The organism is Hymenobacter antarcticus (genome assembly GCF_039539545.1).
Classification (GTDB): Bacteria; Bacteroidota; Bacteroidia; order Cytophagales; family Hymenobacteraceae; genus Hymenobacter; species Hymenobacter antarcticus.
In genome coordinates, this window is sequence record NZ_BAABDI010000036.1 from 1 (window position 1) to 17,732 (window position 17,732).

The window sequence follows — 17,732 nt, forward strand, 5'->3', positions numbered from 1 at the left end:
CTTTGCTGGATAAGGCGCCGAGTTGCCGGCGTTGTGCGGGCGCACCCGTGTGGTAATTTTCCCATAAATTCGTTCGGTAAGCAGGCGGTAAAGGTACCCCACTATCCTCCGGGACTATACACCTAGGCGGTCTGACCGGTTGTCGTCAGGAAATAACCCGCGAAATATAGCCTACTGGCTCCTGGCGACAATCGTTCGCCCTTCAACCGGTCAGACCGCCTAGGGCGGTCAGACCGGCGGGCGGCGCGGGCAACGACCATTTGGCCGGTAACTTCGCGCCCTCAAACCCGGTTTCCCGCGCATGATTCGTTCCTTACGCCCGCTCCTCGCGGCCCTGCTACTGCTCACTGTTAACTGCTCACTGTTAACTGAAGCAAGCGCCCAAACCCCCAAAACCTACACTTCCTCCGAAATACTACTGGGCCTCAAGAAGCTCAACGTCCTCGGCTCGGTGCTCTACATCGCCGCCCACCCCGACGACGAAAATACCCGCCTCATCGCCTACCTGGCCAACGAGCGCCTGCTCGAAACCGGCTACTTGAGCTGCACCCGCGGCGACGGCGGCCAGAACCTCATCGGCCCCGAGCTGCGCGAGGGCCTCGGCGTGATTCGCACCCAGGAGCTGCTGGCGGCCCGGCGGCTCGACGGCGGCCGGCAGTTCTTCACCCGCGCCAACGACTTCGGCTACTCGAAAACGCCGGAGGAAACCTTTCGCATCTGGGACAAGGAGCAGGTGCTGGCCGACATGGTGTGGGTCATCCGCCAGCGCCGGCCCGACGTGCTCATCACCCGTTTCCCCACCGACGGCCGTGGCGGCCACGGCCACCACACCGCCAGCGCCATCCTCGCCGCCGAAGCCTTCGACGCCGCGGCCGACCCCAAGCGCTTCCCCGAACAGCTCCAATACGTGCAAGTCTGGCAGCCCAAGCGCCTGTTCTGGAACACCGGCAGCTTCTTCGTGAAGCCCGGCGAAAATATGGACGGGTACCTCAATCTCGATGCCGGCGGCTACAACCCCCTGCTGGGCCAGAGCTACGGCGAAATCGCGGCCCGCAGCCGCTCCAACCACCGCAGCCAGGGCTTCGGCTCGGCCGCCCAGCGGGGCGAGGCGCTGGAGTATTTCCAGCTGGTGAAAGGAGAGAAGGCTACCAAAGACCTGTTCGACGGCGTGGACCAGACCTGGAACCGGGTGCCCGGCGGCGCGGCCGTGGGGAAATTGATTGAGGAGGTGATTCGGAAGTATGACGCGGGGAATCCGAGCGCCAGCGTGGCGGGGCTGCTGAAGGTGCGGGAGCAACTTTCGCAAATGAAAACTACTAAAGATGACCGCGCTGGATTGGCTTCTTGGCGTGAGCAAAAAGATTATGAAATAAATCGATTGGTTACCGCTTGTTTGGGTCTGTATTTAGAGGCAACTGTTGATGAGCCAACGGTAGTTTCTGGTCAGAAAATCAAAATAAATGTAGAAGCAATTGCCCGAAGCCGTGTGCCAATTATCCTTAAGGAAATTAACTATGGCGACGATTCGGCTACCGCAACTCTTGCTGTAGACAAGGCTATTAATGCCAAATTGACTTTGCCAATGGAGGTGAATATTACTGGTGATGTATCGCAGCCTTATTGGATGAGAAAGCGAAGCTCAACCGGAATGTACACGGTCCAAAACCAAGAGCTAAGAGGCAATCCTCAGAATGAGCCCGACTTTTACCTCGAACCTAGCTTTACAATAGCTGGGCAAAAATTCAGTATTAGTCAAGTCCCCGTCCAATACAAGCACACCGACCCCGTGCTCGGCGAGCTCTACCAACCGCTAGCCGTGGTGCCGGCCGTGGCCGTGAACCTGCCCGCCGCCCACGCCTACGTTTTCGCCGATGCCCAGCCCAAGACCGTGCCCGTGACCCTCAAAGCCGGCCGCGCGGGCGTGGCCGGTACGCTGGCCCTCACCCTGCCCCCCGGCTGGACCAGCACCCCCGCCAGCCAGTCCTTCGCCCTCGCCGCTAAAGACGCCGAGCAAACCGTGGAGTTCCGCGTGCAGCCCGGCCCCGGCGCCGCCCCCGGCAAAGCCGAGCTGCGCGCCGTGGCCACCGTGGAGGGCCAGGCCTACAGCCGGGGCATCCAGCAAATCATCTACCCCCACATCCCCACCCAAACGCTGTTTCCCGAAGCCGTGGCCCCGCTGGTGAAGCTGGAACTGAAGCGGCGCGGCCAGAACGTGGCCTACCTCATGGGCGCCGGCGACGAAGTGCCCGACGCCCTGCGCCAAATCGGCTACACCGTAACCCTGCTCGAAGCCAAGGACCTCACCGCGCCCAACCTGAAGCAATATGATGCGCTAATGGTGGGCATCCGCGCCTACAACACGGTGGATAAGCTCAAAACCCAGCAGCCCGAAATCCTCAAATACATCGAAGCCGGCGGCAACGTGGTGGTGCAGTACACCGTGAACCGGGGCACCGTGCTACCCGAAATCGGCCCGTACCCCATGAAGCTGAGCAATGACCGGGTGACCGTGGAAGATGCCCCCGTCACCCTCACGAAGCACCCGCTGCTGAACGCGCCCAACAAAATCACCGCCCAGGATTTCCAGGGCTGGGCGCAGGAGCAGGGCCTGTACTACCCTAGCTCCTGGGACCCCAGGTACCAGACCGTGATTTCGAGCAGCGACCCCGGCGAGGTGGCCAGGGAAAGCGCGATTCTGGTGGCCGACTACGGCAAGGGCCACTACATCTACACGGGCCTGTCGCTGTTTCGGGAGCTGCCGGCCGGTGTGCCGGGCGCCTACCGGCTGATTACGAACATGATTTCCTACGGGAAGTAGAACGGGATAATAAAACGTCATGCCGAGCGTAGCCGAGGCATCTCGCGTGGGGTAGTAGCTCAATCGATTGGTTTACTTCTGCACGCGAGATGCCTCGGCTACGCTCGGCATGACGTTCTTTTGTGTTTAAAAATAATATCCTCCGCGTTCCCGCCGCCGTGGCTCCCCTCTCCTTTTCGGAGAGGGGCCAGCCCCGGAGGGGTCCCGTGAGGCGAACGTCTGCACATGCTCACAGTAGAAAAAATCGGCGGCACCTCGATGACCGCCTTCGCCGATGTTCTGGACAACATCATCTTCCACCGCCGCCAGGGCCGGGAGCTATACAACCGCATTTTCGTGGTCTCGGCCTACGCCAACGTCACCAACTGGCTGCTCGAAAACAAGAAAACCGGCGCGCCCGGCGTGTACCACCACATCACCCAGAACCAGGAGTTTCGGCAGCCGCTGCAGGAAGTAGCCACCAGGCTCCAGGAGCTGAACAAGGACTACGCGCCCCTGGGCCTCGACCTGGCCGTGGCCGATGCTTTCATTCAGGAGCGCATCGACCAGGCCCAGACCTACCTCCAAAGCCTGACCAACGTGCTGGCCTCCGGCTACGTCAACAGCACGAATATCCTGCAGGCAGCCCGCGAAATCCTGGCTTCCATCGGCGAAGCCCACTCGGCCTTCAACTCGGTGAATATCCTCCAAAACCGGGGCCTGAATGCCACCCTCATCGACCTTAGCGGCTTCGACGACGCGCACGCCCTCACCATCGATGAGCGCATCCGGCAGGCTTTTACCGATATTGATTTTGCCAGCACCATCTGCGTCGCCACGGGCTACACCAAGGGTACCGAGGGTATTATGCGGGAGTTCGACCGGGGGTATTCCGAAGTCACCTTCAGCAAGATTGCCGTGGCCGTGCGGCCCCAGGAGGCCATTATTCACAAGGAATACCACCTCTGCTCCGCCGACCCCAACCTGGTGGGCGTGGACCAGTGCCGCCCCGTGGGCTTCACCAACTACGACGTGGCCGACCAGCTGGCCGACGTGGGCATGGAGGCCATTCACCCCAAAGCGTCGAAGCCGCTGGAGATAAACGCCATCGACCTGCGCATCAAAAACACCTTCGAGCCCGAGCATCCCGGCACGCTCATCACCCGCGACTTCGTGTCGAAGGCCAAGCACGTCGAAATCATTGCCGGCACCGATAAAGTGGTGATAATTGACATTCACGACCCGCTGATGGTGGGCGCGGCCGGCTTCGATTTGCACCTCATGCAGGTGTTCTACGACCTCGGCGTGAGCTATATTTTCAAGGCCACCAGCGCCAACAGCATTTCGCTGGTCATCTGGGCCAAGGACCTGAGGCCCCAGCTCATGGCCGCGCTGGAGGCTAAGTATGAGAACATCACCGTGGAGGACGCCGCCCTGGTCTGCCTCATCGGCTCCAACATCGACGAGCCCGGCCTGCTGGCCCGCGCCGCCAGCGCCCTGGCTGATGCCGGGATTAATATCCGCAGCGCGGGCTTTGCGCTGCGCAAGGTGAATATTCAGTTTATTGTGGGGCGCGAGGAGTACCAGGAAGCCATCGTGGCCCTGAACCAGGCGCTGGGGTAAAGGAGAGTTAAAAGTTAAAAGTTGAGAGTTAAAATCAGGCTCCATCTTTTAACTCTCAACTTTTAACTTTTAACTGAGTCTCCATGACGCTTCGCCAGCTCCTCTTCTTCACGGTCCTCACGCTGCCGGCCTGCGCCCTGCTCATTCTGTTGCTCGACCATCCGCTGGCCCAGTTCATTCACGAGCATTTTGGCGGGGCCGCGCCGTTTTTTGCCGCCCTCACCGCCGCCGCCGATGCCGCGCACGAGGCCCTGATGAGGCACGTACTGGGCCTGCCCGTCATCTTCCTGGTGCTGGGGCTGGCCTTCGCCATCGGCCGCTACGCCCTGAAACGGCGCGGGGCCACGCTATTCCTCATCCTGCTGCTCACCCACGAGTTTAGCATGGTGCTGGCCAATGTGCTGAAGGGCAGCGTGCACCGGCTGCGGCCCGAAGTGCAGTTTGGCCGCGCCTACGTGGGCACGGGGCTGTGGGCCACCGGGCCGCACAACGACTCATTTCCGTCGTCGCATACCGCTATCTATTTCAGCTTGTTCTGGCCGCTGGCGGTGGCGTTTCCGCGGTTTCGGGTGCCGCTGCTGGTGCTGCCCGGGCTGATTGCGCTGGGCCGGCTGGTACTGGGCATGCACTACCTGAGTGACGTCTGGTTTTCGCTCTGGCTGGTAGTGGCGCTCACCTTCCTCTTCGGCCTCCTCGACCGGCCGAGGGCCACCAACGTAGATTCGGGGCCGATGGCCCAGGGCTAGTCCCTAACCCTGGTCATTGTTTCCCGTTCAGCCTGCCTGCGGCGCGTGCCGAATTTGCTTTTTCATGAAAAAATACTCCTTACTACTTCGGGCCGCGTTGGCTCTCTTCGTCGTTGGTCAAATCGGGGCCTGCACGACAGCCAAACCCGTAGCCAACCCCAAGCTGGTGGTGCTGGGCCATGCCGGCTCCGGGTTTTTCACCCCCATCAGCCCCTTCAATTTCCGCCCGCCGAGTAGCTGGCGCGGCATCCGGCGCGCCCTGCTGCGCGGGGCCGATGGCGTTGAAATTGACCTGCAAATGAGCCGCGACAGCGTGGTGATGCTCTACCACGACCCGAAGCTGGAAAACAGCAGCACCGGCACCGGCTGCGTGAGCGAGTACACCGCCGCCGAGCTCACCCGGCTGCGCTACCGCGGCGGCTGGCCCTACGACTGGATTCAGAAGGAGCGGCCCATCACCTTCGATACGGCCCTGGCCCGCTTCGGCCGCCTTCCCAACTTCCCCGCCATTCACCTCGACCTGCACGAGGACGACCCCTGCCGGCCCGCCGGCCACCAGCACGACCGGGTGCCGCTGCTCATCCGCCAGATTGCCCAGAGTATGCGCCGCTACCACGTACCACCCGAGAAAGTGCTGCTCGTGACCCAGGAAGCCAGCACTGTGCGCCTGACCCGCGCCCTGCTGCCGGGCGTGCGCATCGGCCTCGAAATCGCCTCCGATGAATTTGCCTTCGGCCTGAAAGTGGCCAAAACCGAGAAGGTGAAAACCGTGGTGCTCGATGCTGACCGCGTCACGCCCGAGCAGGCGACCCAGGCCCACGCCGCCGGCCTCACGGTGGTGGTGTTCGGCGGCCGCTCAGCCAAGGACATTCGCCGGGTGCTGGCCAGCCAGCCCGATGAGATTGAGGCCGACAACGTGAAGCGCCTGCTGATTCTGCAGGGCCGGGGGAAGTAGGACCAGGGAAGTAGGGTAGAAGGAGATGCAAAAGGAACGGTCATGCCGAGCGCAGCCGAGGCATCTCGCGTGTGGTAGTAATCAGTTTCCCCGAGCGAGATGTCTCGGTCTCTGCTTGGTGCGCAAAGTCCTTGACATGACGGGAGGGTATGATGGTCGGCTTAATCCGCTTCGTGCCCACCGCATATCTTCGCCAAGACAACCGTTCCCTAAATCTGTTCCATGAAACAAACCCTACTACTCGCGGCGCTGCTTGGTGCCGCCCTGGCCACTCCGGCCCGCGCCCAAACGCCGGTAACCTACCCGCTGCCGTCCGATGCGGACAAGGCCCAATTGGCCATCACCACGGCCGACACGCTCTACATTCAGCAGCACTACAAAAAGTCGGAGTTTCAGATACCGATGCGCGACGGGGTGAAGCTCTATACCATTATCTACGCGCCCATCGATGCTGATAAGGTGCGCTACCCCGTGATGTTGAACCGCACGCCCTACGCCATCGGGCCGTACAAGTCGGATAAGATGAAAAAGAACCTCGGCCCCAGCAGCACCATGCTGCACGAGGGCTACATTTTCGCTTACCAGGACGTGCGCGGCCGCTACATGAGCGAAGGTCAGTTTGTGGATGTACGCCCCGAAAAGGACACGCACAAAGGCAATGCCGACATCGACGAAAGCACTGATACCTTCGATACCATCGAGTGGCTGCTCAAGAACAAGCAGGCTCCCAAAAACAACGGCCGCGTGGGCCAGTGGGGCATCAGCTACCCTGGCTACTATACCGCCACCGGCCTGCTGGCCCGCCACCCGGCCCTGAAAGCCGCCTCGCCCCAAGCCCCGATTGCCGACTGGTTCTGGGATGATTTCCACCACAACGGCGCGTTTTTCCTGCCCCACGCCTTCAACTTCCTGGCCTCGTTTGGCCTGCCCCGGCCCACGCCCACGCCCACCGGCAACCCCGGCTTCAAGCACGGCACCCCCGATGGCTACGACTTCTTCCTGAAGATGGGCCCGCTCAAAAACGCCGACACCCGCTACTACAAGGGCCAGGTCGCGTTCTGGAACGAGCTGATGCAGCACCCCAACTACGACGACTACTGGAAAGCCCGCGACCTGCGCCCGCACCTCCAAAACCTGCAACGCGGTACGGCCGTGCTCACCGTGGGCGGCTTCAACGATGCCGAGGACCTGTTCGGGGCCCTCAATATCTACAAGAGCATCGAGAAGCAGAACCCCGGAATGCGCAACGGCCTCGTGATGGGCCCCTGGGTACACGGCGGCTGGGCGCGCGGCACCGGCGAGCTGGTGGGCAATGTGGCCTACGGCCCCACGCCCTCGCTTTACTATCAAAAGGAAATCGAAGCCCCATTCTTCAAGGCTTACCTAAAAGACAACAAGCCCGCCAACCTGCCCGAAGCCACCGTATTCGAAAGCGGCACCAACCAGTGGCGCACCTTCGATGCCTGGCCGCCCAAGCCCGCGCAGGATAAAACGCTGTACTTCCAGCCCGACGGCAAAATATCCTTCGAGAAACCCGCCGCCGGTTCCGAGTTCGACCAATTCCTGAGCGACCCCACCCACCCCGTGCCCTTCACCGAAGCCACCGCCACGGGCATGACCCGCGAGTACATGACCGACGACCAGCGCTTCGCCAGCCGCCGCCCCGACGTGCTCACCTACCAGACCGACGTGCTCACCGCGCCGCTCACCCTGGCCGGGCCCATCGAGGCGCTGCTGCAAGTGGCCACCACCGGCTCCGATGCCGATTGGGTCGTGAAAATCATCGACGTGTACCCCGACAATACCCCCGACAACCCGCGCCTGAACCCCGCCGTGCGCCTCGGCGGCTACCAGCAGCTGGTGCGTTCCGAGGTGATGCGCGGCCGTTTCCGCAACAGCTTCAGCAAGCCCGAGCCGTTCGTGCCCGGCCAGGTCACGCCCGTGCCCTTCACCGTGCAGGACCTGATGCACACCTTCCAGCCCGGCCACCGGATGATGGTGCAAGTGCAAAGCACCTGGTTCCCCCTAGTGGACCGCAACCCGCAGAAGTACGTGGATAATATCTACGAAGCCAGCGAAGCTGATTTCCAAACGGCCACGCACCGGCTATACCACTCGCCAACGCAGGCCTCGCAGCTGGTGCTGAAGGTGCTGCCGTAGCCCAGACGGCGCGGCTGGTGTCACCTCACCCCCGGCCCCTCTCCCGCGGAGAGGGGAGCCACGGCGACGCGGGTATCCCGCTCAACGTCCAAAACAAAGCCCCGATTCCTGATGGAATCGGGGCTTTGCATTTGAAATCGTCAGGCTCCCCTCTCTGCGGGAGAGGGGCGGGGGGTGAGGTGACGCCGTTAGGGCTGCTTATTTCCCCATCTTCTTGGCCTCGGCCATCAGCTCCTCGTTCATCTTCACGTACTCGCCATTGGGCGGCGTGGCAGCCAAAGCAGCTTTCTTCGAAGCTTCAGCGGCCTTCGTGGCACCGGCGTAGTCCTTCATTTTGAGGCGGATTTTGGCTTCCGTGTTCAGGTTCCAGAACTTGGTGGGCTCGGCGGCGTTGGCTTTTTCCATCCAGGCCAGGGCCTGCTTCAGGTCCTTGTTGTTGTCGGCGTAGTACACGGCGGCAGCGGCGAGGTCGCCGGGAGCGGGGGTGGCGTTTTTGGTGATTTTCTCGTCAATCTGGGCCATTACCTTGCTGTCCACATCGGCGGTCACCTTGAACTTGGCACCGGTCATTTCCCACTCCATGGCCACGTTGGCGGTGGCGGGGGTAATGTCGGTGAAGTTGATGGTGAACGTCTCGGCCTTGCTGCCCAGCTTGTAGGGCTTGATGCTGAAGCGGGCCACGTCCTGGTCGTCCTTGAAGCCGTCGACATCAGCGCCCAGTTTAGTGCTTTTGTTCAGCACCACCAGCCATTCAGTCTTGTTTGGGATGGTGTAGATGCCGTACTCGCCAGCCGGCACTTTCTTGCCCTCAATCGTCACATCGTCCGAAAACTTGATGCTGGTAGTAGCATTGGCACCAGTGCGCCAGCGCTTGCCAAACGGCACCACGGTGCCGAAAATGTTGCGCGCCTTCACGCCAGGGCGCGAATACACGATGGTAATATCCGTCAGGCCCACGCGCTGCATCACGGTGCTTTGGGGGCTAGCGGCGGGTGTCTTGATTTGGGCGTGGGCGGCCGGCGCGGCCAGCAGGGTAGCCGCTGCAACAGCGACGGAGAAAGATGCGAAGTGCTTGCTCATCAGTAAGGGAGGAAGTTGGGGGTATGATTGCGGGGCTAAAAATACGAAACCCGCGCCGGGGGTGCGGGTTTCAACGATGATTGAAGCTAATATCCTCGGGCTTCAATTTCGTCCTCATGCCAAGGCTCAAATTGCGTCATCAATAGAAATCGATGGATATTCTGTATTGCCAGCAAATCAGTCAAAGAAAAAGCATGAGACATTTTGGTCTCAGAATCAATCTTTATGCCGATGTAATATGATTTGTTATGTTCCTTAAATACCTGTCTGGCTGCGACTATACATTCCGCAAGCTGCGCTTTGCTAAGCGTGCCGATTCTGCCCGTTTGAGTCAGCTTGTCACGTTGTAAGGCAGGCAAAGCAAGAATTCTGGGAAGTTGTTGAACATCGGCAGCTAGGAAAGGCAGGTTCTCTAAAGCGGTGATTTGTGCGGGTGTGAACTGCATTTTATGCAAGGTGGCCACACGGGCGATTACAATACCTTGAAATTCCTTAGGGCTCTCAGGCATCGAAAAGGAAAGCCTGTTTTCGCGACTCAGGCCGATAATAGAACCAAATGCCCCCCTCATACTGCAACTGCCTTTAGGGTGACTAAAAGGCAGTTGCTCATCGGTAATTACAGCCGTCGCTGGCATCCTCAGTTGACCCGAAAGGATGAATGGGATGATGAGTAAAAAAATGACGCCAGCAATGGGAGCTAGGTCTGGCAAAGCAATGCGCCATTGTTGCTGGCGGTCAGCATAAGTAGTTGCTTTCATGAGTTCCAGATGCTGAAATAATTACGGCCCTTGCTTCGCCAAATCTAACGAAACAAGGGCCGTAATAGTGTGCCTTCTCTTTACTACATTGGCGGAATCCCCAACTGCTTGCAAATGGTGCGCGCCATCAGATTGTCAATTTCCCGGTGGCGGCCCAGTACCGTTTGCCGCTTGTTGGCCGGGTTGAACAGCGCCGTGTGGTTCCCGCCTTCGCGCAGAATAATGCAGCCGTGGCTCAGGATGTGTTTCACCAGCTCTAGCCGCTTCATTTACGCCACCAATAATTCCTGCGTGTAGGTGCGGCCTTCGTAATCCTGGGTGGTCTGTTCGCGTTGTACTTCCAAATAGAATTCCAGGCCCAGCATCAGGTTTTTCTTAAGTTCCTCAACGGTTTTGCCTTGGTCAATCACCGCTGGAAATTCCTTGAGCTGACCAACCAGCCAACCGTCTTCGCCTTGCTCGATAATTGCGGTAATTGTCATGATAGAACGAATTAAGGATGGACCCAAAGTTACTTAGCTCAACTCAAACTGCAGCTTCAGCAGATTCGCATACAGCCCGTTATCATTATCTGCCAGCTCCTCGTGTGAGCCTTGCTCCACGATGCGGCCGCCGTCAATGACCAGGATTTTATCGACTTTGCGAATCGTGCTCAGGCGGTGGGCGATGATGATGGAGGTGCGGTTTTTCATTAGCTCATCCATGGCACCCTGCACCAGCTTTTCGCTCTCGCTGTCGAGGGCCGAGGTGGCTTCGTCGAGCAGCAGGATGGCTGGGTTTTTCAGGATGGCGCGGGCAATGGCCACGCGCTGGCGCTGCCCGCCCGAGAGCTTGATGCCGCGCTCGCCCACCACCGTGTCGAGGCCTTCGGGGAAGGAGGCGATGAACTGCCAGGCATTGGCTTTGCGGGCGGCGGCGATGATTTCCTCGTCGGTGGCCGTGGTTTTGCCATAGGCAATGTTCTCGCGGATGCTGCCGCCGAAGAGCAGCGTTTCCTGCGGCACGATACCCACGTGGCGGCGCAATTCGGTGAGGTCGTAGCTGCCGATGGGGCGGCCGTCGATGAGAATTTCGCCGCCGCTCAGCTCGTAAAACTGCATCAGCAGGCTCACGATGGTGCTTTTGCCCGCGCCGCTGGGGCCGACCAGCGCAATTTTTTCACCGGCCGCGATATCAAAGGAAATGTCCTGGAGTACCGGCAAATCGGGCCGCGTGGGGTAGCGGAACGCCACGTTGCGATACTCAATATTACCCTGAATGGCCAGTGGGGCCTGCCCGGCCGGGAGGGCCAGGTGCGTGGGTTCGGTGTGCTCGTCCAGGATTTCGAGGATGCGCTCCGAGGCCCCCAGCGTGCTTTGCACCTTGCCGTACATCTCGCCCAGGCCACCCACCGAAGCCCCCACGAACGTGGTGTAGATGATGAACGACACCAGTTGGCCAATTTCCAGATGGTCGGGGTCAGTGACGGGGGTGTGGACGAGCGTAGCCCCGCGCCAGAGCACCAGAATGATGCCGCCAAATAAGCCAATGATAACAAACGAAACGAACGCGCCGCGGTATAAATTGCTCTTCAGGGCCGCTTGCACGACCTTGCCCAGCGAGAAATTGTAGCGACCAATTTCGAACCGCTCATTGGTAAAGGCCTTCACGGTGTTGATGGCCTGCAGGGTTTCCTCCACGATGACGTTAGTTTTGGCCAGCTCCTCCTGCGTCACTTTGGACTGCTTGCGAATCTTCTTGCCAAACACGAACGCCGCCAGCACCAGCACCGGGAAGGTGGCCAGCATAAACAGCGAGAGCTTCACCGAAGTCACCATGATGAGTATGGTGCTCACCACCAGCGTCACCACCTGCCGGAACAGCTCGGCCAGGGTGAGCGAAAACGTGTCCTGAATCATGCCCACGTCCGAGGTGATGCGCGAGGTGATGGCGCCGACGCGGTTTTTCTCAAAGAAGGGAATAGGCAGGCTCACAAACTTGGCGTAGAGCGCCTGCCGGATATCGCGCACCGTGAATTCGCTCACCTGCGTGAAAAACCAAATGCGCCCGAACGAGAAAAATCCCTGAAACAGAATGACACAAAATAGCAGCAGCGCAATGCGGGTGATGGTGAGTTCCATGCCACCGGGCAGCGTGAACACCTTGCCGTTGGCGGCATCCACCAATTTGCCCGCCACCCACGGAAAGGCCATAAACGTGGCACTACTCAGGGTGAGCAGCACCATGCCAACGATAAATTTGGCGCGGTACGGCAGCACGTAGCGGAAAATCCGCAGCCCGCGCTGGAAGGCTTCTTTGGTAAGCTTGGGTTTTGGGGCGTCCGGCGCGAGGTCGGAGCCGCTGGTATTTATTCCACTACGGGCCATCGGGGATAGGCTAATCTGCTAATAATAACGCGGCAAGAACAACTGCCGGCATGAGGGCCGCATGAAGCGGGGCAGCTAAGGCAGCTTCGCTTAATAAGCACCGAAACGGGCTGCCGGTTTGGCTGCTCTGGCTGTGCCAGAAAAATTTACTTACGCTTGGGCTGTCGGCGTACCTGCTCCACTTTAATTTCACCCGCCCCACCGAAAGGCACGGGCAGCTGAATGAGCATGGCCACGGGCCGGCCCCGGCGCATGGCCGGCTGCCAGCCCGTGAGCAGCGGCACCACGCGCAGCGCCTCGGCATCGCATTCGGGCGAGAGCGACCTGGCCACTTTGGGGTCGGTCACGCTGCCATCGGCGTTGAGGGTGGCCGTGACGAGCACCGTGCCGCTCAGATTTTTGGCCCGGGCAGCAGCCGGGTACTGGATGTGTTCGAGAAAAAACAGCCCCAGCCCATCGGGGCCGCCGGGGTACACCGGCACGCGGTCGGGGCGGTTGGCATCGGGGTGGGCCTGCACCTTCATGTCGCCCGGCCGTAGCACAATGGTCTGCTGGCCGGTGCCTGGAGCGGGCGTGGTTTGCTGCGCAAAACCGGCAGCCGGCCCCAGCAGGGCCAGGGTAAAGAATAGGATTTTCATAGAATAAACGGACAAGACCCGGACAGTCGCCTGGGCAAGTAGAATGCCGATAAGCCCGCAGACGTTCCCGCGGGGTAATTACCTCAACGCGTGCTAGGCCGCCAGGGCAGCGTTGGCCGGGGCTGCATCGGCGGGGCGCGAAATGGCCAGCAGGCCCAGGTACACCAGCGTGCCGTTGAGCAGCAGAATTTCGAAGCCAAACTTGTACCCGTTCAGCCACTCCACCGAATTGGACACGATGAGCAGGGTGAGCAGCACCGCCGCCACGCAGGTGGGCAGCACCAGCCGGTCGCGCAGCTGCCGGCCGGTGAGAATGCCGAATGCAAACAAGCCCAATAGCGGCCCGTAGGTGAAGCCCGCGGCCTTGTACACGGCATCAATCAGGCTCTGCTCATTAAGCACCCGGAAGATGAGGATGATGACAATGAGGACCACTGACCAGCCCAGGTGGGTGAGCTGCCGCAGCCGCGTCTGCCGGGCCTCGGGGTATTTCTGAATGTCCAGGAAATCGACGCAGAACGAGGTAGTCAGGGCCGTGAGGGCCGAGTCGGCCGAGGCGTAGGTGACGGCAATGATGCCCAGAATGAAGATGATGCCGGCTGTGAGCGAAAACTGCGTAGTAGCCAGGAAGGGGAATACCTTGTCGGTATCGAGGGTGCCGTTGAGTTTGAGCAGATGCGGCAGCTCGGTCAGGCTCAGGCCCCGGGCGGCGGCGTATTGGTACATCAGCACCCCAAGGGTGAGGAACAGGATGTTGACGCTCACGATGACCGGCGTGAACCAGAACAGGTTCTTCTGGGCTTCGCCGAGGCTGCGGCAGCTCAGGTTCTTCTGCATCAGGTCCTGGTCGAGGCCCGTCATCACGATGGTGATGAACATGCCCGAGGCGAACTGCTTCCAGAAGAACTTATCATCCCGGAAATCAGAGAAATACATCTGCGACATGGGGCTGTCTTTCACGGAGCTCACGAGCTGCTTGAACGAGTAGTTCAATGCATCCGCCATGAAGTAAATGCTCAGGCCCACGCAGGTGAGCATGGCCAGTGTCTGGAAAGTATCGGTCCAGAGAATGGTCTTGAGCCCGCCCTTGAAGGTGTAGAGGTAGATGAACAGGATGCTGACCATTACCGTCACGGTAAAGGGCACGCCCATCGAGTCGAACACCGCCAGCTGGAGCACGCCCGCCACCAGGTAGAGCCGCAGGGCCGAACCCAGCGAGCGCGAAATCAGGAAAAACAGCGCCCCCGTTTTGTAGCTCCAGTAACCAAACCGCTGCTCCAGATACGAGTAGATACTCACCAGCCGCAGCCGGTAGTAGAGCGGCAGCAGCACCGTGCCAATCACGACGTAGCCGGCCACAAAGCCCAAAGCAACAGCTAGGTAGCTCCAGCTTTTGCCATACACATTGCCCGGCACCGAGATAAACGTGACGCCCGAGAGCGAAGTACCAATCATGGCAAAGGCCACCATGTACCAGGGCGCGTTGCGGTTGGCCACAAAGAAGCTTTCACTGGTAGCGCCCCGTGACGTGAGAATGGCAATGACGATGAGAACTGCGAAGTAGCCCGCAACGAGGCTCAATACTAAAGTTGGCGACATGTAGGCTAGGGTAGGAGGGAATGGGGGTAGGAGGGTAAGAATTTGGAAAGTGAATTGAGGACAAAGGTCGTCAGAATAACTCATGCCCTCTTACCCACCTACCCTCAGACCCTAAAACTTTATTCCCAATCCTGCCAGCGCAGCACCTCGCCCACGGCTGGCGTGTGCAGCTCGCCGCGCAGCATGCCGCCGGCCGCCACCTCCGTCAGCTGCCGCAGCGGCTCCGAGGCCGGCTCGTCGCTCAAGTCGAAGGTGCCGTAGTGCATCGGCACGATGTGGCCGGCCCGCAGCACGTTCACGGCCTTGGCGGCCTCGTGTGGGTTCACGTGGCTCTTGGCCATCATGTAGGCCGGCTTGTACGCCCCGATGGGCATGAGCACAATGTCGAGCGGCCCGAAGCGCGCTTCAATGGCCTCAAAATGGTCACCGTAGGCCGTATCGCCGGCGAAGTAGATGAGCTTGTCCGCGGCCCGAATCAGAAAGCTGCCCCAGAGCACCTGGTTTGCATCGGCTACGCCCCGGCGGTGCCAGTGCGCGGCGGGCAGGTAGGTGATTTCCAGGGGAGAATCCGGGCCCAGGTCGTATTGCTGCCACCAGCCGGCTTCCTGCACCGGCAGGCTCGGGGCCATGCCGCGCAGCAGCGGGGTCATGCGCAAGGATGAGAGCACCTGCATTGCCGGGTTTTGCCCGGCCAGCAGCTTAATGGAAGCAGTATCGAGGTGGTCGCGGTGCCCGTGCGAAAGCAGCAGGTAATCGATGCTCCGGATGGCATCGGGCGGGCAGGGGAGGGCGTGGCGGTGGCGCAGGCCCACCGAGCCGAACAGCACCGGGTCGAATAACAGCGACACGCCCGCCACGCGCAGCAGGAAACCGGAATGACCCAGCCAGACCAGCATATCCTCGGTCGAGGAAAACGCGGCGCTGCAATCCACCACTTCCGGCACCCAGGTATCCCGTTTCTTTTCTTCCTTCTGCGGGTTGGCCGACAGCTGCCACTTCAGGACCGTAGCCAGGCTGGGCTCGAACAGCTCCTCGCCGTTGGCGAATTCGTTGCCGAAGAGCTTATTGCCGGGGTAGCCGGGCCGCACGGTCGGCAGGGCGTCGTTGCGAAGAAAGGAAATGCGTTTGGCCATGAGCAAAAGTTGGAAACCACAGAGCCCAAAGAAACGGGCGAGCCGACCAACTGTTTTAAAGGGATAGGAATAATTAACGCCGATTTGCCGTTGTTCGCTTTCGCTCAAAACGCTCCACCGGCAACCGATGGAGCGTTTTGAGCGAAAGCGAACAAGTCACGACCTGCTGTTACGCGTCAGCCCCGCTGCGTAACAGCAGTTACGACAACCCAAACCCGTTGTCTGCAATTATCGGGAGCCCCCGGCGTGATGGCCTACGTCTTCCGAATCTCGTCTTTCAGGTGTTCAATCAACTGCACAAACGCTGGTTTGGCCTGGATGCCGGGTTGCCAGGCCAGGCCCATCTCGGCCAGGTTGTACTGGTGCTTTTTGCTGATGGTGGCCCCGGCAAGGCATTGTTCGGCGGCGTCACGCTCGGGCCCCAGCAGCCACAGCGTATCCGACAAGGCCGTGGTAGTAGCCAGGTCGTGCGATACAATGACAACGGTATTCAGCTCATCGGAAGTCGTTACCTCGATGATGGTTTTCTTCACCTCGTCAATCATGGCGATATCGAGGCCGGAAAAGGGCTCATCCAGAATGATGAGGTGCTCGGAACAGAGCAGCTGCTGGGCAATAGCCGCCCGCTGGCGCTGCCCCCCCGAGAGCTGCGCCGGGTACTTGCGGCGGTGCTGAGCCAAGTCGAAGCGGGCCAGCATGTCCTCCGTTCTGGTTTTGGCATCGGCGGGGGCGTGCTTGCGGGCGGCGGCCACCATCAGGTTATCAAGTAGCGTACGGTGGTCGAACAGCGGGTAGCGTTGCTGCACGAAGCCTACATCGCCGGGGCACACGGGCCGTTGTGGGTTGGCTACCTGCACGGTGCCGGTGCTGGGTGGCAGCAGGCCCGCGATGATGCGGCACAACACCGATTTGCCAATGCCCGAACGGCCATAAAACCCGACCACCTGACCTTGCTGCACGCCGGGGCGCACCACGTTAAGCACATCGAGGCTGATGTCGCGCAAAATAACCTCGCCGCCGAACCGCATCGAAATGTCCCGCAGCGTCAGGATGGGCTCTTGATAGGTATGGTCTGCCATTATTTTGCCGCCGCCAGCGCGGAGTAGGGGAAGAACATGCGGCGCAGAAACTCAAACACGTAATCCTGCAACGCCCCGGTGGCCAGAATAACAAGCTGAATAGCGACTACGCCGGCCAGATGCAGATACCGGTTCTGCTTATAGAGCAGCAGGCCAATGCCCCCTTCAGACTGATAGAGCGTTTCCACAAGCGTAATCATGGTCCAGATGATGGCAAAGTTCTGGCGCACCACTTCGAGCATCTCGTCGAGCTTGCCCAGTACCACTACTTCGTAGAAGCTGCGCCACTCGCTCATGCCCAGGGTGCGGGCGTGGTCCATTTCTTCCTGCGTAGTGGAGAGAATCACGCTCGTCATGCCCGTGACCAGGTACACCGTAGCCCCGAAAATGAGCACCGAGAGCTTGACCTGGTGGCCGGAGCTGACCATGAGGGCCATGAAAAAAGTGAGGCCGGTGAGGGTGAGGTAGCGCATCTTGGAGGCCGCGTAGGCGATGGGCCGGAAGAAGGGCAGCGCCGTTAGGTAGGAAATCATCAGTGCCAGCACCGTGGCAATGGCCAGCGCCCCGAGCGCCGTGGTCAGGCTGGCCCACAGCTCCTGAATCAGCCCCTGCGTCGTGACCAGGTCTTTGAAAGAAGCCAGCACTTCGCGCAAAGTAGGGAACAGCTGCAAGGGATAAAACAGCCACAACAGCAGCAGCAGCAGCACCTGGCAGGCCACCATGGTGAGGAACACGCTGGGCCGGGGCTTGGCATTGGGCACGAATAAGTCTTTCAGCATAGCGCGAGGTTTCGCAAAG

15 protein-coding genes are annotated in these 17,732 nt (G+C 60.3%); 5 read left to right on the forward strand and 10 right to left on the reverse strand.

Annotation, left to right across the window (positions count from 1 at the left end; translation table 11 throughout):
- Window positions 1-301: 301 nt before the first annotated feature.
- The 5 genes from ABD819_RS18770 (at window position 302) to ABD819_RS18790 (ending at window position 8,281) form a co-directional block, all read left to right on the forward strand.
- Window positions 302-2,818 (forward strand): PIG-L family deacetylase, encoded by a 2,517-nt coding sequence (locus ABD819_RS18770; RefSeq protein WP_345126822.1) that lies wholly within the window; start codon window positions 302-304, stop codon window positions 2,816-2,818.
- 225 nt (window positions 2,819-3,043) lie between these two features.
- The gene (locus ABD819_RS18775) at window positions 3,044-4,420 is read left to right on the forward strand and encodes an aspartate kinase (protein WP_345126825.1); all 1,377 of its coding nucleotides are present in this window, start codon (window positions 3,044-3,046) and stop codon (window positions 4,418-4,420) included.
- Between the two features lie 83 nt (window positions 4,421-4,503).
- Window positions 4,504-5,166 (forward strand): phosphatase PAP2 family protein, encoded by a 663-nt coding sequence (locus ABD819_RS18780; RefSeq protein ID WP_345126828.1) that lies wholly within the window; start codon window positions 4,504-4,506, stop codon window positions 5,164-5,166.
- Between the two features lie 64 nt (window positions 5,167-5,230).
- Window positions 5,231-6,121 carry a glycerophosphodiester phosphodiesterase gene (locus ABD819_RS18785; protein ID WP_345126831.1) on the forward strand — a complete coding sequence of 297 codons (891 nt, stop codon included), beginning with the start codon at window positions 5,231-5,233 and terminating at the stop codon, window positions 6,119-6,121.
- Between the two features lie 222 nt (window positions 6,122-6,343).
- Window positions 6,344-8,281: a CocE/NonD family hydrolase gene (locus ABD819_RS18790; RefSeq protein WP_345126833.1), complete on the forward strand. Its 1,938-nt coding sequence runs from the start codon at window positions 6,344-6,346 to the stop codon at window positions 8,279-8,281.
- 198 nt (window positions 8,282-8,479) lie between these two features.
- Here the strand turns inward: ABD819_RS18790 and ABD819_RS18795 are convergent, their stop codons facing one another.
- The 10 genes from ABD819_RS18795 to ABD819_RS18840 form a co-directional block, all read right to left on the reverse strand.
- A complete protein-coding gene (locus ABD819_RS18795; RefSeq protein ID WP_345126836.1) occupies window positions 8,480-9,361 on the reverse strand; it encodes a DUF2911 domain-containing protein in 882 nt (293 codons plus the stop codon).
- Window positions 9,362-9,447: 86 nt separating this feature from the next.
- Window positions 9,448-10,119 (reverse strand): hypothetical protein, encoded by a 672-nt coding sequence (locus ABD819_RS18800; RefSeq protein ID WP_345126838.1) that lies wholly within the window; start codon window positions 10,117-10,119, stop codon window positions 9,448-9,450.
- A gap of 83 nt (window positions 10,120-10,202) precedes the next feature.
- The gene (locus ABD819_RS18805) at window positions 10,203-10,388 is read right to left on the reverse strand and encodes a type II toxin-antitoxin system HicA family toxin (RefSeq protein WP_345126841.1); all 186 of its coding nucleotides are present in this window, start codon (window positions 10,386-10,388) and stop codon (window positions 10,203-10,205) included.
- Window positions 10,389-10,601: a type II toxin-antitoxin system HicB family antitoxin gene (locus tag ABD819_RS18810; RefSeq protein WP_345126843.1), complete on the reverse strand. Its 213-nt coding sequence runs from the start codon at window positions 10,599-10,601 to the stop codon at window positions 10,389-10,391.
- Window positions 10,602-10,634: 33 nt separating this feature from the next.
- Window positions 10,635-12,485 carry an ABC transporter ATP-binding protein gene (locus tag ABD819_RS18815; protein ID WP_345126846.1) on the reverse strand — a complete coding sequence of 617 codons (1,851 nt, stop codon included), beginning with the start codon at window positions 12,483-12,485 and terminating at the stop codon, window positions 10,635-10,637.
- Window positions 12,486-12,631: 146 nt separating this feature from the next.
- Window positions 12,632-13,123, reverse strand: coding sequence for an energy transducer TonB (locus tag ABD819_RS18820; protein ID WP_345126848.1), 492 nt, complete (start codon window positions 13,121-13,123; stop codon window positions 12,632-12,634).
- 93 nt (window positions 13,124-13,216) lie between these two features.
- Window positions 13,217-14,722, reverse strand: coding sequence for a sodium:solute symporter (locus ABD819_RS18825; RefSeq protein WP_345126850.1), 1,506 nt, complete (start codon window positions 14,720-14,722; stop codon window positions 13,217-13,219).
- A 119-nt stretch (window positions 14,723-14,841) separates the two neighbouring features.
- Entirely contained in the window at window positions 14,842-15,855 is a 1,014-nt protein-coding gene (locus ABD819_RS18830) for an MBL fold metallo-hydrolase (protein ID WP_345126853.1), read from the reverse strand.
- A 254-nt stretch (window positions 15,856-16,109) separates the two neighbouring features.
- Window positions 16,110-16,934, reverse strand: coding sequence for an ATP-binding cassette domain-containing protein (locus ABD819_RS18835; protein WP_345126856.1), 825 nt, complete (start codon window positions 16,932-16,934; stop codon window positions 16,110-16,112).
- Window positions 16,934-17,713, reverse strand: coding sequence for an ABC transporter permease (locus ABD819_RS18840; RefSeq protein ID WP_345126859.1), 780 nt, complete (start codon window positions 17,711-17,713; stop codon window positions 16,934-16,936). The genes ABD819_RS18835 and ABD819_RS18840 overlap by 1 nt, the downstream gene beginning before the upstream one ends.
- Window positions 17,714-17,732 lie beyond the last annotated feature (19 nt).

Bases quoted from the DNA above. Each gene is read 5' to 3' on its own strand.
- ABD819_RS18840 (WP_345126859.1), bottom strand. From the start codon at position 17,713: ATGCTGAAAGACTTATTCGTGCCCAATGCCAAGCCCCGGCCCAGCGTG.
- ABD819_RS18815 (WP_345126846.1), bottom strand. From the start codon at position 12,485: ATGGCCCGTAGTGGAATAAATACCAGCGGCTCCGACCTCGCGCCGGAC.
- ABD819_RS18795 (WP_345126836.1), bottom strand. From the start codon at position 9,361: ATGAGCAAGCACTTCGCATCTTTCTCCGTCGCTGTTGCAGCGGCTACC.
- ABD819_RS18770 (WP_345126822.1), top strand. From the start codon at position 302: ATGATTCGTTCCTTACGCCCGCTCCTCGCGGCCCTGCTACTGCTCACT.
- ABD819_RS18790 (WP_345126833.1), top strand. From the start codon at position 6,344: ATGAAACAAACCCTACTACTCGCGGCGCTGCTTGGTGCCGCCCTGGCC.
- ABD819_RS18780 (WP_345126828.1), top strand. From the start codon at position 4,504: ATGACGCTTCGCCAGCTCCTCTTCTTCACGGTCCTCACGCTGCCGGCC.
- ABD819_RS18835 (WP_345126856.1), bottom strand. From the start codon at position 16,934: ATGGCAGACCATACCTATCAAGAGCCCATCCTGACGCTGCGGGACATT.
- ABD819_RS18820 (WP_345126848.1), bottom strand. From the start codon at position 13,123: ATGAAAATCCTATTCTTTACCCTGGCCCTGCTGGGGCCGGCTGCCGGT.
- ABD819_RS18805 (WP_345126841.1), bottom strand. From the start codon at position 10,388: ATGAAGCGGCTAGAGCTGGTGAAACACATCCTGAGCCACGGCTGCATT.
- ABD819_RS18800 (WP_345126838.1), bottom strand. From the start codon at position 10,119: ATGAAAGCAACTACTTATGCTGACCGCCAGCAACAATGGCGCATTGCT.
- ABD819_RS18785 (WP_345126831.1), top strand. From the start codon at position 5,231: ATGAAAAAATACTCCTTACTACTTCGGGCCGCGTTGGCTCTCTTCGTC.
- ABD819_RS18825 (WP_345126850.1), bottom strand. From the start codon at position 14,722: ATGTCGCCAACTTTAGTATTGAGCCTCGTTGCGGGCTACTTCGCAGTT.
- ABD819_RS18830 (WP_345126853.1), bottom strand. From the start codon at position 15,855: ATGGCCAAACGCATTTCCTTTCTTCGCAACGACGCCCTGCCGACCGTG.
- ABD819_RS18775 (WP_345126825.1), top strand. From the start codon at position 3,044: ATGCTCACAGTAGAAAAAATCGGCGGCACCTCGATGACCGCCTTCGCC.
- ABD819_RS18810 (WP_345126843.1), bottom strand. From the start codon at position 10,601: ATGACAATTACCGCAATTATCGAGCAAGGCGAAGACGGTTGGCTGGTT.